This is a genomic window from Streptomyces chartreusis, from assembly GCF_008704715.1.
Classification (GTDB): domain Bacteria; phylum Actinomycetota; class Actinomycetes; order Streptomycetales; family Streptomycetaceae; genus Streptomyces; species Streptomyces chartreusis.
This window is the reverse complement of the sequence record NZ_CP023689.1, coordinates 641,513-656,694: the sequence shown is the minus strand read 5'-3', so window position 1 is coordinate 656,694 and position 15,182 is coordinate 641,513. Positions and strand designations below refer to the sequence as shown.

The following is a 15,182-nucleotide window of genomic DNA, read 5'->3' as shown; positions in this document are numbered from 1 at the left end:
CTGGCCGGACCCCACCCTGTCGCCCGGCGAAATTTCACTGTTCGGTCACAGCCGGGCCGGCAGCACAACCGATGCCCCCACATACGGGTCTACCTGGCAGAAGTCCAAAGAACTCGTCAGGGAGAGGCCCGGCCATGGGGGACATACGCAGACGGCGCGCCGTCGCACTCGGCATCACCGGCGGACTGGTCGCACCGCTCACGCTCACGCTCGCCGCCGCTCCGGCGCAGGCGGCGCCGAGCTGCACGACCCAGGCCGGCCCGTATCAGAAGCAGGTGGAGAAGTTCCTGGGCCGTCCGGTCGACGGCAAGCAGTCCAGCGCCGACTGCAAGGCCATCCAGGCCTTCCAGACTAAGCACGGCATCAGCCCGAACGCCGGCTACGCAGGTCCGGTGACCTGGGGCGTGATGAACCTGATGAACAAGCAGAAGGCCGTCGGCAACAACCCCAACAAGGACGGCAAGTGCCCGGTCAACAAGGGCCGCATCGCCTGTGTGAACCTCACGCTCCAGCTGAGCTGGATCCAGGACGGCAGCCGGCTCGTGTACGGCCCGGTCCCGGTCCGCACCGGCCGTAACGGCTACGAGACCCGCACCGGCCTGAAGAAGATCTACTGGCGCAACATCGACCACGTGTCGAGCATCTACAACGTGCCGATGCCCTATGCGCAGTTCTTCGACGGCGGCCAGGCCTTCCACTCCGTCGGCGTCAGCATGTGGAACCCGCCGGGCTCCCACGGCTGCGTGAACATGACGAAGACGGTCGCCAAGAAGTACTGGTCGCTGCTGAAGAACGGCGACGACGTCTACGTGTACGGCCGCAAGCCGGGCACCTGAGTCAGGACAGGTACCCGGCTCGCGGGTCGGTCTCGGGGAAACGTCACGCCTCGGGCGCGTCCCCGAAGTCCGGGATCTCCAGCCTGGCCCCGCCCTGCCGCGCGGACTCGTGCGCGACGATGCCCGGCAGGGTGTAGCGGGCCGCCACCCAGGCGTTCACGGACGGCAGGGTGCGGGAGTTGACCGATGTCACGAAGTCGTCCACCAGGAAGTGGTGGCTGCCCTCGTGACCGTTGTGCAGGTTGTCGAACTGCCTGGGCAGCCGGGCGCGGTCGTGCACCGGCGCCGACCCGGAGGTGAAGGCGGCTCGCAGCTCCGGCGCGATGTGCTGGAGCGACGGGTCGTCCGGCGACAGGGTGGGCTTGGGCTCCAGCAGCTCGCTGATGTCCTTGACGCCCTTCTTGTCCTGCCACAGGGCGACCGTGGCGAGCTGCTCCATGCTCGCCTCGGTGCCGAAGAACCGGAACCGGGACTCCCTGATGTGGGACGGGTATCCCACGCGCCGGAACTCGTTCGTACGGAACGAGCCGCCGCCCGCGACCTCGAACAGCGCGGTCGCGTTCGACACGTCGTTGCCGAACTGGCTGACCTCCTTGTCGAAGACCCCGTCGCCCCGGTCGTCCACGACGCCGATCGCCGACACGCTCACGGCGTGCGTCTGCCAGGCGCCCAGCACCCCGCCCACCGCGTGCGTCGGGTACAGCAGCGGGGGATACGAGGCGGTCGCCTTCCAGTTCTCGCCGCCGCTGTACTGGTAGGCCTCGTAGAACCCCAGGTCCATGTCGTGGACGTAGTCGCCCTCGGCGTAGAAGAGCCGCCCGAAGGCGCCCTCGGCGATCTGGTTGCGGGCGTGCACGGTCGCCGGGTTGTACTGGCTGGTCTCGCCCATCATGTACGTCAGGCCGGTCGCCCGGACCGCGTCGATGATCGCGGCTATCTCCTGCGTGGTGATCGCCATGGGGACCGCGGAGTAGACGTGCTTGCCGGCGTTCAGGCCCTGGAGCACCAGCGGGCCGTGGGTCCAGCGCTGGGTGAAGATGGCGACCGCGTCGACGGCCTTCGACTCCAGCATCGCCTCGTACGAGGGGAAGGTGCCGGCCAGTCCCTGTGCGTCGGCGAGCTGCTCGGCCCGCTCGGGCAGCAGATCGGTGACGTACACGTCGCTGACACCGGGGTGGGCCTGGAACAGCGTGGCGAACTGGCCGGAGAACTGGCCGGCGCCGACGATGCCGAGGGAGAACGTCATGGAGTGTGTGCCTTTCACTGGCCGAGGATGAGGTTGATCTGGTCGTTGGTCCTGGTCAGACCGCTCACCGGGGCGTCGTTCGCGTAGACGTCCTGCATGGCGGGACGCATCAGGGAGTACACGTCCGCCGCGTAGTCGGTGATCGGGAAGGAGAAGGTCGCGGAGTCCTTCTTGTCGGTGACCGGTTCGGTGAACGCGGACACGTCGATGCCCTTCTTCTCGTACGCCGCCACGGCCGCCCGGGTGCCGTCGGGGGTGGCGGGGAAGACGATGCCGTAGCCGCCGACGGTCTTCTGGCACTCGTTCGAGGCCAGGTACCGCACCCACTTCTTCGCGCCCTCCTTGTTGCGGGCGTTCTTGGTGACGGAGTCGGCGAGGCCGTTCATCATGGTGGCGCGCTTGCCGGTCGGGCCGACCGGCGTGGGCGCGGTGCCGACCTTCAGGCCCTTGGTGCCGTAGTAGGTGGAGATCATCCAGGCACCGTCGAACGAGGTCGCCGCCTTGCCGGAGGCGACCTGGGCGTTGGCCGGGTTGGCGCCGTCGGTGTAGTCGGTGAAGGGCGCCAGGTAGCCCTTCTTCGCCAGGCCGAAGTACCAGTCGACGACCGACTGGAACGTCTTGCTGCCGTACTGGTACTCGGTGCCCCAGCGCGCCTTGTCGGTGTACTTCCAGCCCGCCGAGGAGACGAACGGGCTCCATGTGGTCTGGCCGTCGGCGTCCCCGGCGCCGCCCGTCGCCATGCCGTACACCTTGACGTTGTTCTTGTCGAAGCCCTCCTCGTCACCGCGCTTGCCGTTCCTGTCGACGGTCAGATGCGCGATGGTCTTCTCGAAGGTGCCGCCGTCCTCGGGGTTCCAGGAGAGGCTGTTGAGCTGCTCGCTGCCGAGCCCGGCCTCCTCGACCAGCTTCTGGTTGTAGAAGAGGGCGACGGTGTCCCAGTCCTTGGGCGCTCCGTAGCGGTGGCCGTCCTGGCCCCTCCAGTTGGCGGCGAGGCCCGTCTGGTAGGCGGAGTCGTCCAGGCCCAGGTCGTCGAGCGGTTCGAGGACCTTCAGGTCGGCGAACTGGCCGAACTTCTGGATGTGGTCGGTGAAGACGTCCGGCTCGGTGCCCGCGATGAAACTCGCGGTGAGCTTGGTCCAGTAGTCGGCCCAGCCCATCTGGGTGATCTTCACCTTCAGGCCCGGGTTCTGCTTCTCGAACCCCTTGGCACAGGCCTGGTAGGCGGGCAGCTGGTTGGCGTCCCACAGCCAGTACGTCACCGTGTTCCCGCCCGACCCGGCCGTGCCGCCCTGCGCGCACCCGGTGGCCAGGGACAGCGCCAGCGCCCCGGTCAGCGCCAGGACCGTACGCATACGAACTCGCATCCCTGTCCCCTTACTTGATGCCGGTGAAGCTGATGGAGCCGACGATGCGGCGTGCGAAGAAGCCGAACAGCACGAGCATCGGGAGGGCGGCGATGAGGGTGGCCGCCATCAGGCCGGACCAGTCGTAACCGGTCTGCGGTGTCTGGGCCCGGAAGATGGCCAGCGCCACGGTGAGCACCCGCGAACTGTCGCTGTAGGACACCATCAGCGGCCAGAAGTAGTCGTTCCAGGCGGTGATGTACGTCAGCAGTCCCAGCGTCAGGATCGGCGTGGACGCCATCGGCAGCATCACCCGGAAGAAGATCCGTATCTTCCCGGCGCCGTCCAGCAGCGCCGCCTCCTCCACCTCCCGGGGCACGTTCATGAAGAACTGGCGCAGGAAGAACACCGCGAACGGAGTCATGAACATCGTCGGCAGGGCCACGCCCAGCAGGCTGTCCACCAGGCCGAGTTGCTTGATCAGCACGAAGTTCGGCAGCAGGGTGAAGATGGCCGGCACCATCAGCCCGGCCAGGAACAGCCCGAACACCTTCTCCCGCCCGCGCCAGCGCAGCCGGGCGAAGGCGTACGCGGCCATGGCGGAGAAGAAGATCTGGCAGACGGTGATCAGCGTCGAGACGACCACCGAATTGATCAGATAGCGCCAGAACTTGAGCCCGCCGCCCGAACCGCCCTGGGCTATCGCCTCCTCGGTCGACTGGAGGCCGAGGGCACGCTCGAAGCCCCCGGTCGTCGCGTCGACCGGCAGCAGGTCGCCGGGATGGGCGGCGAGCGCGGTGTTCGAGGACAGCGCGGTGCGCAGGATCCAGTAGAACGGCAACAGCGTGATGAGCACGATGGCGGCCATCACCGCCCATGCCACGATCCGCCCGGTAGAGGGCCGGCGCCTGACGCGCCGTACGGTCGTCGTGTCTGCCACAGCAGCCATGTCGGTGTCTCCTTCCCTCAGCCGAGGTCGCTCTGTCCGGCCCGGGTGATCCGGTACTGGAGGACGGTGATGGCGCTCAGCACGACCAGCAGGGCCACCGACATCGCCGAGGCGTAGCCGAACTGGAAGCGGCCGAAGGCGGCGCCGTAGATGTAGTACTGGAGGACGTTGGTGGCGTTCGCCGGGCCGCCGGCCGTCGTCACCGCGACCGTGTCGAAGACCTGGAACGAACCGATCACCGTCATGATCAGCACGACCGCCAGGACCGGCCTGAGCAGCGGCATCGTGATCCGCCAGAACATCCGCCACTCGCTCGCGCCGTCCACCTTCGCGGCCTCGTACACGTCGTTCGGGATCGCCATGAGCCCCGCGAACAGCAGCAGCGCGGTGTAGCCGACGTGCCGCCACACATTGATCAGGGCGATCGTCGGGATCGCCCAGGTCTCGTCCGCGAGGAACGGGATCCGGTCGAAGCCGAGTCCGGCGATGATCTCGTTGCCGATGCCGAGCTGGGTGTCGAGCATCCAGAGCCAGACGATGCCCGCGACGACGTTGGACATCAGGTACGGAGTGAGCACGATCCCGCGCAGCACCGCCGACTGCGTCAGCCGCTGGAGCAGCACGGCGATGGCGAGTGCCGACATCGTCTGCACGCCGATGTTGATGACCACGTACTCGACGGTCACCAGCAGCGAGTCCCAGAAGATCGGGTCGTGGACCATCCGGACGTAGTTGTCCAGGCCCACCCACTGCGGCGGCGTGAGCAGGTTGAAGCGGGTGAAGCTCAGGTAGACGCCCCGCAGCGTGGGCCAGAGCAGGAAGGCGGCGAAGCCCAGCAGCGCCGGGGCGATGAACACCGCGGCGAGCCGTCCGTCGCCCCGGTTCTCGCGGGTCGCCGCCCGGCGTGTCCTCTGTTCGGTCCCTGCCCCCGCGGCGCCGCCCAATGGGAGACGCGACGGTGGGCTGCTGGAGGCGATGGTCATCGGGAGACTCCCTCGTCTGCGGCTCGTCCTCGGCCACTTACTTTTGCGGCGGAAGAATCCAGCGTCAAGAGTCCCTGCGAACATCTTCTTCAAGCCGCCGTTATCGCCATAGACTGGCCTGGTTGGTTTTGAGGAGAAAGAAATAACGGATGTGGGAGCCTGACGACCATGACCGCAGTAGCCGCCAGCTGGCTTCCTCTCAGCCCCGGTGAACGCTCGGTGGCGATCGAGGTGCTCCTCGCCGGCCCCCTGTCGCGTACCGAACTCGCCCGGCGACTCGACCTCTCCGCCGGCAGCCTCACCCGGCTGACCAAACCGCTGATCGAGTCGGGCCTCCTGATCGAGGTCCCCGAGGCGGGCGGAGTGATGGAGGTGCGCCAGGGGCGCCCCTCGCAGCCGCTGGACGTCGTCGCCGAGTCACGGTCCTTCGTCGGCTACAAGATCACCGAGGACATGGTCTACGGCGTCGTGACCACCCTCCGCAGCGAGATCGTCGCCCGCTACGACCGCCCCGTGACCTCCCACGAACCGGGCGAAGTGGTGGCCCTGCTGGGTGAGATGACCGAGGAACTCGCGGCGAGCCACCCCCGGCTCGCCGGCATCGGCATCGGCGTGGGCGGCCTGGTCGAGGACCGTGCCGTGGTCGGGGAGTCGCCGTTCCTGCACTGGCGGGACGTGCCGCTCGCCGAGCTGGTGGAGGAGCGCACCGGACTGCCGGTGGTGGTGGAGAACGACGTCGCAGCGCTCGTCGAGGCCGAGACCTGGTTCGGCGCCGGCCGTGGCCTCGACCGGTTCGTCGTCCTCACCATCGGCGCCGGCATCGGCTACGGGCTGGTCCTGGGCGGCAAGCGGGTGCCCTACGCCGAGGAGGACCGTGGCTTCGGCAGGCACTGGATCATCAACCCCAACGGCCCGCTGACCCCGGACGGGGCGCGGGGCAGCGCCGTCTCACTGCTGACCATCCCCAACATCCGCTATCAGGTGCGGGCCGCCACCGGCCGTGACCGTACGTACGAGGAGATCCTGGAGCTCGCGGCGGCGGGGGAGCCGATGCCCGCCCGGGTGATCGGGGAGGCGGCCGGTGCGCTGGGCGTCCTGGTCGCGCAGATCGCCAACTTCGTGCTGCCGCAGAAGATCCTTCTCGCCGGCGAGGGAGTGGGCCTGATGGACGTCGCCGGCGGGACTGTGGCGGACACCATGCGCGCCCACCGGCATCCGCTCGCCGCGCCGATCGACCTGGAGACGAAGGTGTCCGACTTTCACGACTGGGCCCGCGGCGCCGCCGTTCTCGCCATCCAGGTGCTGGTGTTGGGGGCCGCGGACGCCTGAACTCGACGTTCGCCATTGACATATGACGTGATCAGCAACACGGTCCGTTATGTCCGTATTGAGTGTGCTTACTCACAGCGCCTTCACGTCCCGGGCCGTATGCTTCACAGCATGTCCACCACTGTTGAAATCGCCTCCGATCGATCGGCTGACGAGGTCAACGAGGAGATCCGGGCGCTGTGGCGCCGGGCGGGCGGGACACTGAGCGTCGAGCAGCGCGAGGAGTACCAGCGCCTCGTCATGGAGTGGGCCAAGGCGGCCCCGCAGACGGTGAAGGCGGCCTGAGCGCCCACTCGACCAAAGGTCCGGGCACTCTCTCCTCGGCCACCTCGCCGCGTACCTGATCCTCCCGAGGCACCCCCGTTCCGAGGGGTGCCTTTCTCACGATGACCTCTCTCACACAGACCTCGGCCGGCCCAGATGCGCGGGCCGGGGCCCATCACCCCCAGGTCGTCGAGTAGTACCGCCGGTACGCCTTGCGGTCCTGCTCCGCGCGGATGAAGCGAGTCGCCACCAGGGCACACAGGCTGCCCGCGATGACCAGCAGGCCGGGTCCCGCGTTCTTCGGGTCCGCCAGCCGGGCCAGCAGCGTCGCGGCGCCCTCGCCGGTGATCGGCGCCGACGAGCCGGGGGACGCCTCACCGGGGGCGATGGCACTCTGCGTCGCCGACGGTGCCGGCGCGGCGCCCTGACCCGAGCCGTTCGGCGCCGCGACGATCATCTTGACGTTCAGCGCGGCCATGGCCTTCGTCACGGGCTGGAAGAACGTCGTACCGCCCGAGGTGCAGTCGCCGCTGCCGCCCGACGTCACGCCCAGCGCGACGCCCTCGGAGAACATCGGGCCACCGCTGTCGCCGGGTTCGGCGCACACGTTCGTCTCGATGAGCCCGGTGACCGTCCCCTCGGGGTAGTTGACCGTGGCGTTGAGTGCCGTCACCTCGCCGTCGCGCAGTCCGCTGGTGCTGCCGCTGCGGAACACCCGCTGGCCGACGGCCGGATCGGCGGCGCCGGTGATCCGCACGCCCTTGCCCTCGCCGATGGACACCACCTCGGCGCCGGCCCCGGCCTTGCCGCTCGCGTACTGCACCAGCGAGAAGTCACTGCCGGGGAAGTTCTGCTTGACCGTCTGCCCGATCTGCTGGGTGCCCCGGGTGTCGGCGAACCACACCGAACCGTCGGGCCCGCAGTGCCCGGCCGTGAGGATGAAGTCGCGCTGCCCGTCGGTGACGTTGAACCCGGCCGAACAGCGCCCGGCGGTCGACAGCAGCGGCAGCGCGCCGTTGAGCCGGGTCGTGAACGTGCCGTCGGTGCGCTCCATCCGGACGAAGCCGCCCATGCCGTCGGCGAGTTGCGTCATCCGGGACCAGTCGGAGGCCGAGACGGTGCTGTCGCCCTTCACGACCACCTCGTTGGACCGGTAGTCCATCACCCACGCCGTACCGGCCACCCGGGGTGCCGAGCGCAGCGTCGACGTCGCCGACTTCAGATCGTCCATGCTGTGGTCGACCATCTTCGGCTCGGCACCGGCCTTGCGGACCGCGGCCGCGGCCTCCTCGTCGGTGACCGCGACGACCGGCTTCCCTGCGGCGTTCAACCAGCTGCCCGCCGTACGGGACGCGCCCAGACGGGCGACCAGCTCACTGCCGGTGTCGGCTGCCGAGGCGGCGAAGGTGCGCGGGACGGAGGTGCCGTCCGGCTCGCTCGCCACGGCGCGTGTGACCATCGTTCCGCCGAGGAGGAGTCCGCCGACGGCCGCCAGCCGTGTCACTCGCCGGACGAGACGTCGTCGTGCGTGCCTCATGCATGGCTCCCGAACCAAGTACAGCGCGGCATCAACGCCGCGGGGCCCTCCCGGAGTTGAGCACCCTCTCTCCATACGCAGCGCGGCCCGCCCGCGTTCACGGCCCAGGTGATCTTTCTGGCGCCGGCGGGCACCGGGCCACTTCCCGGGCATCCACCGGCCACTGCCCGCCGCGCCCGTTCCCGGTTCCTGTAAAGCCCACCTATCTTGTGATCCATGACGAGGATCCCGCACGAGCCGTCCGGTGAACCGAATCCCCTGCGCGCCCTGACCCTCGACCGCCTGCGATGTCGTACGAGCATGAAGTGGCGCGCCTACCCCGACGACGTCCTGCCGCTGTGGGTGGCCGAGATGGACGTCCTGCCGGCCGAACCCGTCGTCCGCGCCATCACCGACGCCCTCGCACTCGGCGACACCGGCTACCCCGCCGGCACCGGCTACGCCGAGGCGCTCGCCGCCTTCGCGGAGAAGCGCTGGGGCTGGGACGGACTGGCCGTGGAGCGGACGGCGATCGTGCCGGACGTCATGCTCGGCGTGGTCGAGATGCTCAAGCTGGTCACCGGGCCGGGCGACCCGGTCGTGGTGAACTCGCCCGTGTATCCACCGTTCTTCCAGTTCGTCGAGCACATGGACCGGCAGGTGGTAGAGGCCCCGCTGGGCGCCGACCTGCGCATCGACCTCGACGTACTGGAGGAAACCTTTCGGCGGGTGACCGAGGGCGGCCGCGCCGCGGCCTTCCTGTTGTGCAGCCCCCACAACCCGACCGGCACCGTGCACACCGCCGCCGAACTGGCCGCCGTCGCGGACCTCGCCGACCGCCACGGCGTACGGGTCGTCATCGACGAGATCCACGCGCCGATCACCGCCGCCGGGGTCGACTTCGTGCCCTATCTGAGCGTCGCCGGCGGCGAGAACGGGCTGTCGCTGATGTCGGCGTCGAAGGCCTGGAACCTGGCCGGCCTCAAGGCGGCCCTGGCCATCGCCGGGCCCGGCGCCGCCGCGGACCTGGCCCGTATGCCGGAAGAGGTGAGCCACGGGCCCAGCCACCTCGGCATCATCGCCCACAGCGCGGCCCTGCGGGACGGCACCGACTGGCTCGACAGCCTGCGGGCGGGCCTCGACGACAACCGGCGCCTGCTCGCCGGCCTCCTCGCCGAGCACCTCCCGGCCGTCACCCACCGCCCCGCCGAGGCCACCTACCTCGCCTGGCTCGACTGCCGCGCCCTCGGCCTCGGCGACGACCCCGCGGAGGTCTTCCTGCGCCGGGGCCGGGTCGCCCTCAACTCCGGCATCCCCTTCGGCACCGGCGGCGCCGGGCACGTACGGCTCAACCTGGCGACATCGCCCGAACTGATCGAGGAGGGCGTACGGCGGATGGCGGCGGCGCTCGACTGAGCCGGCCGGGGCGGGCCGGGGTTCCGTGTCCCGCCCCGCGGCCTACACTTCCCGCCATGGACGACACGTCGCTTGAGCAGCTCGGCGCGGGCAAGTACCTGCTCGTGACCAGTTACCGCAAGAACGGCACCGGAGTTCCCACGCCGGTCTGGGTGGTCCGGGACGGGGACGCGCTGGGCGTGTGGACGGTCGCCGACTCCTGGAAGGTCAAGCGGATCAGGGCCCGCGGCGACGTCCTCGTCGGCCCCTGCGACCTGCGCGGCAGGCCCACGGGCGATTCGGTCCCCGCGACCGCCGAGATCTGCGACGAGGCGACCAGCGCCCGCTACCGGGGGCTCATCGCCCGCAAGTACGGGATCACCGGCCGCCTCACGCTCCTCGGCAGCCGACTGCGCCGCGGTGCGAACGGCACCGTCGGCGTGCGGATCACGCTGACGCCCTGACCCGGCGGGCCGGGGCGTCAGCGCGAGCGGGTCACGAGGCGTCGAGCACCGTGCCCGTGATCACCGGCGCACCGGGCTGCGGCCGACCGGAGTCGTCGACCGCCTGGAAGCTGACCGACTCGGCCTGTTCCGCCACCTGGTCCTTCACCGTCGGGATCACGAAGTCGGCGGACTTCTTGCCCGCCTCGACGTTCACCCACAGGGAAAGCCCGTCCACCTTGGACAACGGCCGTTCCGGGTCCGGCGACTGACCGGTGTTCTCGTCGAGCCAGCGGGGGTCGACGTCCTTCGTCGACAGTTCCCGGCCGTCCGTGACCGGCAGCAGGGCGTACACACCGGTGACGTCGGCGTCGGCGACCGCCGACAGCGAGACACGCCACTTCAGCGGCTGTCCCTCGGTCACCCGGTCGGCCAGCGGTGCCACCGCGACCGACGGCATCGGGTCGTCGTTCTGGACCGTCACGCCGCCCAGGTGGGCGCCGACCACGGCGGTGCGCACCGCCTTCACGAAGATGTCCTGGCCCGAGTCGTAGCCGTAGCGCGTGTTGCCCTCGACCTTCACCGGCACGTCGATGACGTTCGTGCCGGGCCGGACCGTCACCAGGCGGCTGGTGACGCGGTCGGTGACCGGGTCGGGGACGAACAGTCGTACCTGCCCGCTGCCGTGCCCGGAGACACTCACCGGCACCCGGTAGGTCCGAACGCCCGAGTCGCCTTCCTTGACCGTCAGCCGGCCGATGTCGACCCGGGGCAGCGGGGCCGCCGAGACCGCCGGAGTGCCAGGCCGCCAGGCCCAGGCGTCCATCAGCCAGGCCTTCCCGGAGCGCGTGCGCGGGGTCAGCGTCAGGGACTTGACGTGCCGCAGGTCGAGCGCGGCCGCGTCGTCGGACCCGACCGGCACGCGCACCTCACGTGCCCAGTACGAGGCGGTCCGGTCCGTCCCGGGCAGCCCGTCGACCTTGACGCGGCCGAGGGTCCGGTGCCGTCCGGCGGTGTCGGTGACGGAGACGTCCAGCTGCGTACCGGTGGTGTTCGGCGGGACGATGACGCGCAGCGCCAGCGCCTTCGAACCGGCGAGGGACGCCGGCCGGTCAGGGCTGATCCGCGCGGCCGATCCGGCCGCCGTCCAGCGCAGCGCGACCGCGCGGCGGCCGGGCTCACGGTCGGTCTCCCAGCGCGCGAAGTGCGGTGAGACACCTGCCGTCTCCGACGACAGACAGGCCTTCGCCGTGTCGGGATCCACCGCAGAGCACAGCCGGGCTCCGCTCACGGTGACCTTGCCGTCCGGCAGGAAGCCGGCGCCGCGGCGGGCGCCCACCGCATGGGTGAGGACACGGGCGGGGTCGGCCGAGGGAGCACGCCGGTCCGAGCCGTCGAGCAGCGGGCGCACCCGGTCGTCACCGGCGACGAACAGCCGTGCCGCCGCCGCGATGTAGGTCGCGCCGGCCTTGTGCTGCTGGTCGGCGGTCAGCCGGGTCCCGGTGCCGGGGGAGCACACCGGGTCGCGCTGCTCCTCGTCGTTCCAGAAGTCGTCGTCGGCGGGCGCCTCGGCCTGGCCGGGCGTCCACTCGCTGTTGAAGTAGTTGTGGTTGGCGCCCACCACGTACACCGCGCTGTGCAGGGCGGTCCCGCGACTGACCTGGCGGGTACCGTCGACGTACACCTCGCCCTGGAGGTCGGACACGTCGCCGTCGCAGCCCGGCAGGATCGTCATCGACGGCACGTCCGCTACCGGGTTCTGGCCGAAGATCGTCGGGCCGATCAGCACGGTGCCGCGGATGCGCCAGCGCACCGGGCCGTGATAGCCGTCCTGCGCGGCGGGCGGCGCGTAGAGGCTGTCCATCGCCGCCCGGTTGACGCCCTCGCCACCGCGCGAGTGCCCCACGAGCAGCACCCGGGACAGATCGGCGCGGGGTGCCTGCCGTACGGCCGCCGGGCCCGTGCCCGGCCGGGCGGACCAGTCGGCCCAGCGGGCCAGATGCTGCCGCACCAGCGACGAACGGGCCTGTGCGCCGCCGTCGTCGGCCTGCCAGTCCTGGCCGTTGATGCCGTTGGCGGAGATCGACACCGTCACATAGCCCTGCGAGGCGAGAAGGCGCTGGTCGCGCAGGTAGCCGCGGTGGCTGGGGATCGGCTTGGAGCCGGTCGCGCAGGGCCAGTCACCGGTGGTCTCGCCCTGCGGGGTGTAGCAGGTGGAGTGGCGCCCGTGGAGGAACAGGGCGAGCGGACGGCGGCCCTCGGCACCCTTGGGCGCCACCACCACGGCACGCATCTCGACCGGCTGGGGGAAGCCGGGCAGCCGTACCGGGTCGAGGTCGTACTCGCCGGAGACGGTCCGGTACGAGCCCGGCTTGCCGGGGTCGACCGCGTTCGCCGGCAGCCGGGGCGGGACGGCCGATCCCGCCCGGGGGCCGGAGGAAGAGCCGGGGGTGTCGTCGGGTGCGTCCAACCTGCGCCCCGCGGCCCGCACTTGCAGGTCCTGCACGGAGTCCAGCCGGAGCCCGTCGAGGCCGAGCCGGAACGTCCGGCCGTCCTTGGCCGGTGCCGGGTGGCCGAGCAGCCGGTCACCGGCGTAGAACTCGACGCGGGCGTCCCCCATGGGCACCCGTTCGTCCGAGCGCCAGACCAGCTTGCGTGCCGGTCCCTCGCCGGTGACGCTCCAGTCCGGCGGCAGATTCCCACCGCTGTCGGCAACGTCCGCTAACGGTCTTGTCGCGGACGTCGGTTGAGCCTGGGCCCACCCTGGCGACGCCCCCACGATCGCGAGCACCGCCACGGCGGTGACCCATATTCGCCGGGCACGAATCACGTGCCCCTCCTTCCGTTCGCTCCGGGACGGAGGGTCCCGGGCTCTCACCCCGGGAGGACGGAAGGAGTTGGTCGTGCGTTGCCTGTGGCGAGCGGGAAAAGGGATCAGTGGCGGGACGGCCGGTCGGCGGGCATGACTGGCCGGACGTCCGACGGGAAAGGCCACCACAATGAGCCGAACTCCCCAGCGCCGCGCCGTAGTCGTCGGCACCGGCCACCGCGCCCAGACTTTTGCCCGCGCCCTCGCCGAACGCCCCGGTCACCTCGTCGCCGCCCTCTGCGACCCCAGCCCGACCCGGATGGCCTTCCACAACCGGCTGCTGGCCGGCGCGGGCGAGCCCGCCGCCACCGAGTGGGAGCCAGGCCGATTCGCCGACCTGCTCGTCAAGGAGGGCATCGACGAGGTCGTCGTCACCACCGTCGACGCCGAGCACGACCGCTACATCGTCCCCGCCCTCGAAGCGGGCTGCCGGGTGGTCACCGAGAAGCCGATGACCGTCGACGCGGAGCGCTGCGCCCGCATCCTCGACACGGTCCGGTCGACCGGCAACTCCCTCACCGTCGCCTTCAACTACCGCTTCAACCCCGTGCACGAGAAGGTCCGCGAACTGCTCGCCGACGGCGCGATCGGCGAGATCCTCTCGGCCCACTTCGAGTGGCTGCTCGACGTACGCCACGGCGCCGACTACTTCCGCCGCTGGCACCGGGAGAAGGACCGCAGCGGCGGACTGATGGTGCACAAGGCCGGCCACCACTTCGACCTGGTCAACTGGTGGCTCGCGGACGAGCCGCGGGACGTCTTCGGCTACGGCCGGCTCGGCTTCTACGGCCGTGCCGCGGGCGAACGCCACGGGCTGCGCCGGGACTACGACCGCGCCCACGGCTCCGACCGGGCCGCCGACGACCCCTTCGCCCTGGACCTGTCGGCCAACGACACCCTGCGCGCGCTCTACCTCGACGCCGAGCGGGACGACGGGTACGTGCGCGACCGGAACGTTTTCGGCGGCCCCGTCACCATCGAGGACGACATGGCCGTCCTCGTCCGCTACGCCGGCGGCGCCACCATGACGTACCACCTCACCGCGTACTCCCCGTGGGAGGGCTACCGCGTGATGTTCAACGGCAGCGCCGGCCGGCTGGAACTGGAGGTGGAGGAGAGCCGCTGGCAGCGGCCCACGACCCGGATGGGCTCCGCCGGCGGCGCGCTGCACGGGGAAACGGCCGCCGAGCACGCGGGCGGGGCGCGGCTCACCCTGCGGCCGTTGTGGCGGGCCCCGCTGGACATCCCCCTCGTGACCGCCCACGAGGCGCACGGCGGGGGAGACCCACGGATGCTCGACGCCCTGTTCGGCCCGGTCGACGGCGCGCGGCCGGCCGACCCGGGTGCGGTGGCGCATCCGACGGCGACCGAGCGGGACGGCGCGCTGGCCCTGGCCGTCGGGCTCGCCGCGAACCGGTGCTTCGAGACCGGACTGCCCGTCGCCGTGGCGGAGTTGGTGCCCGGGATCCGGGGCGAGTCAGGGGCGCACCGGGATCAGGGAGAAGAGGGAGAGCAGGGGGATCAGGTCCAGGCCCGGTAGGGCTCGTCGACCAGCTGGAACACCGGCTCGCCCCGGACTGGGTCCTTCGCCGTCGACAGCCGGACCCGGTCGCCGCTGTGGATGCCGATGGGCGGGCCCATGACCCTGCCGCGCACGACGAACCCCTCGGCCATCTCTATGAGCGACACATTGCGCGCGGCGGGGGTGTTGCGGTGCACCACCGAGGAGTGGCGGACCGTCCCGACGCCCTCGCTGCGCTCCGTCCGCAGTTCACTGCCCTGGCAGACCGGACACAGCAGGCGGTGGTACGTGGCGGTGCCGCACCACGTACAGCGCTGGAAGACGATGGCCTCCGTGTCGGGCGCCGTGCGGTCCAGAACACCCGCCCCGGAGCCGACGGCCTGACGAGCAACGCTTCCTGAGTGGTGGTACACGCTGTCAACTCCCTGCGCTCGGCCGGAATCCCGCGTGCGCGGGTCGCCCGAGCACGCACGTGCCCGGTTCACCG

13 protein-coding genes are annotated in these 15,182 nt (G+C 70.7%); 6 read left to right on the top strand and 7 right to left on the bottom strand.

The features are described from left to right. Positions 1-134: 134 nt before the first annotated feature. Positions 135-836, top strand: a complete 702-nt coding sequence (locus CP983_RS02705) for a L,D-transpeptidase family protein (protein ID WP_107910278.1) — start codon at positions 135-137, stop codon at positions 834-836. Positions 837-879: 43 nt separating this feature from the next. On the opposite strand, the gene CP983_RS02700 is transcribed toward CP983_RS02705, so the two are convergent. Genes CP983_RS02700 through CP983_RS02685 form a run of 4 tightly spaced genes read right to left on the bottom strand, consistent with a single transcriptional unit; the run spans position 880 to position 5,357 of the window. After that, on the bottom strand, positions 880-2,082 hold the full coding sequence (locus CP983_RS02700) for a Gfo/Idh/MocA family protein (RefSeq protein WP_150498375.1): 1,203 nt from the start codon (positions 2,080-2,082) through the stop codon (positions 880-882). A 14-nt stretch (positions 2,083-2,096) separates the two neighbouring features. Continuing rightward, complete coding sequence (locus CP983_RS02695) at positions 2,097-3,434, bottom strand: ABC transporter substrate-binding protein (protein ID WP_229914622.1); 1,338 nt, start codon at positions 3,432-3,434, stop codon at positions 2,097-2,099. Between the two features lie 22 nt (positions 3,435-3,456). Continuing rightward, entirely contained in the window at positions 3,457-4,374 is a 918-nt protein-coding gene (locus CP983_RS02690) for a carbohydrate ABC transporter permease (RefSeq protein ID WP_150498374.1), read from the bottom strand. 17 nt (positions 4,375-4,391) lie between these two features. Beyond that, positions 4,392-5,357 (bottom strand): carbohydrate ABC transporter permease, encoded by a 966-nt coding sequence (locus tag CP983_RS02685; RefSeq protein ID WP_150498373.1) that lies wholly within the window; start codon positions 5,355-5,357, stop codon positions 4,392-4,394. A 168-nt stretch (positions 5,358-5,525) separates the two neighbouring features. Between CP983_RS02685 and CP983_RS02680 the strand changes: the two genes are divergently transcribed. After that, entirely contained in the window at positions 5,526-6,686 is a 1,161-nt protein-coding gene (locus CP983_RS02680) for an ROK family transcriptional regulator (protein WP_150498372.1), read from the top strand. A 99-nt stretch (positions 6,687-6,785) separates the two neighbouring features. Then, positions 6,786-6,971 (top strand): hypothetical protein, encoded by a 186-nt coding sequence (locus CP983_RS02675; protein WP_107911128.1) that lies wholly within the window; start codon positions 6,786-6,788, stop codon positions 6,969-6,971. A 154-nt stretch (positions 6,972-7,125) separates the two neighbouring features. On the opposite strand, the gene CP983_RS02670 is transcribed toward CP983_RS02675, so the two are convergent. Further along, positions 7,126-8,487 (bottom strand): S1 family peptidase, encoded by a 1,362-nt coding sequence (locus tag CP983_RS02670; RefSeq protein WP_150498371.1) that lies wholly within the window; start codon positions 8,485-8,487, stop codon positions 7,126-7,128. 216 nt (positions 8,488-8,703) lie between these two features. Here CP983_RS02670 and CP983_RS02665 point away from each other — a divergent pair, with 216 nt between their 5' ends. After that, complete coding sequence (locus CP983_RS02665; protein WP_150498370.1) at positions 8,704-9,882, top strand: MalY/PatB family protein; 1,179 nt, start codon at positions 8,704-8,706, stop codon at positions 9,880-9,882. 56 nt (positions 9,883-9,938) lie between these two features. After that, positions 9,939-10,325 carry a PPOX class F420-dependent oxidoreductase gene (locus CP983_RS02660; RefSeq protein ID WP_150498369.1) on the top strand — a complete coding sequence of 129 codons (387 nt, stop codon included), beginning with the start codon at positions 9,939-9,941 and terminating at the stop codon, positions 10,323-10,325. Between the two features lie 31 nt (positions 10,326-10,356). On the opposite strand, the gene CP983_RS02655 is transcribed toward CP983_RS02660, so the two are convergent. Next, positions 10,357-13,134 carry an alpha/beta hydrolase gene (locus CP983_RS02655; protein ID WP_150498368.1) on the bottom strand — a complete coding sequence of 926 codons (2,778 nt, stop codon included), beginning with the start codon at positions 13,132-13,134 and terminating at the stop codon, positions 10,357-10,359. Positions 13,135-13,303: 169 nt separating this feature from the next. Between CP983_RS02655 and CP983_RS02650 the strand changes: the two genes are divergently transcribed. Beyond that, positions 13,304-14,713: a Gfo/Idh/MocA family protein gene (locus CP983_RS02650; protein WP_150498367.1), complete on the top strand. Its 1,410-nt coding sequence runs from the start codon at positions 13,304-13,306 to the stop codon at positions 14,711-14,713. Here the strand turns inward: CP983_RS02650 and CP983_RS02645 are convergent. Beyond that, a complete protein-coding gene (locus CP983_RS02645) occupies positions 14,695-15,108 on the bottom strand; it encodes a Zn-ribbon domain-containing OB-fold protein (RefSeq protein ID WP_030963616.1) in 414 nt (137 codons plus the stop codon). The two genes, CP983_RS02650 and CP983_RS02645, sit on opposite strands and share 19 nt — an antisense overlap. Between the last annotated feature and the right edge of the window lie 74 nt (positions 15,109-15,182).

Excerpts from the sequence above, each read along its gene's own strand:
- CP983_RS02705 (WP_107910278.1), top strand. The coding sequence starts at position 135 with ATGGGGGACATACGCAGACGGCGCGCCGTCGCACTCGGCATCACCGGC.
- CP983_RS02650 (WP_150498367.1), top strand. The coding sequence starts at position 13,304 with ATGAGCCGAACTCCCCAGCGCCGCGCCGTAGTCGTCGGCACCGGCCAC.
- CP983_RS02700 (WP_150498375.1), bottom strand. The coding sequence starts at position 2,082 with ATGACGTTCTCCCTCGGCATCGTCGGCGCCGGCCAGTTCTCCGGCCAG.
- CP983_RS02670 (WP_150498371.1), bottom strand. The coding sequence starts at position 8,487 with ATGAGGCACGCACGACGACGTCTCGTCCGGCGAGTGACACGGCTGGCG.
- CP983_RS02690 (WP_150498374.1), bottom strand. The coding sequence starts at position 4,374 with ATGGCTGCTGTGGCAGACACGACGACCGTACGGCGCGTCAGGCGCCGG.
- CP983_RS02685 (WP_150498373.1), bottom strand. The coding sequence starts at position 5,357 with ATGACCATCGCCTCCAGCAGCCCACCGTCGCGTCTCCCATTGGGCGGC.
- CP983_RS02660 (WP_150498369.1), top strand. The coding sequence starts at position 9,939 with ATGGACGACACGTCGCTTGAGCAGCTCGGCGCGGGCAAGTACCTGCTC.
- CP983_RS02675 (WP_107911128.1), top strand. The coding sequence starts at position 6,786 with ATGCTTCACAGCATGTCCACCACTGTTGAAATCGCCTCCGATCGATCG.
- CP983_RS02665 (WP_150498370.1), top strand. The coding sequence starts at position 8,704 with ATGACGAGGATCCCGCACGAGCCGTCCGGTGAACCGAATCCCCTGCGC.
- CP983_RS02695 (WP_229914622.1), bottom strand. The coding sequence starts at position 3,434 with ATGCGTACGGTCCTGGCGCTGACCGGGGCGCTGGCGCTGTCCCTGGCC.
- CP983_RS02680 (WP_150498372.1), top strand. The coding sequence starts at position 5,526 with ATGACCGCAGTAGCCGCCAGCTGGCTTCCTCTCAGCCCCGGTGAACGC.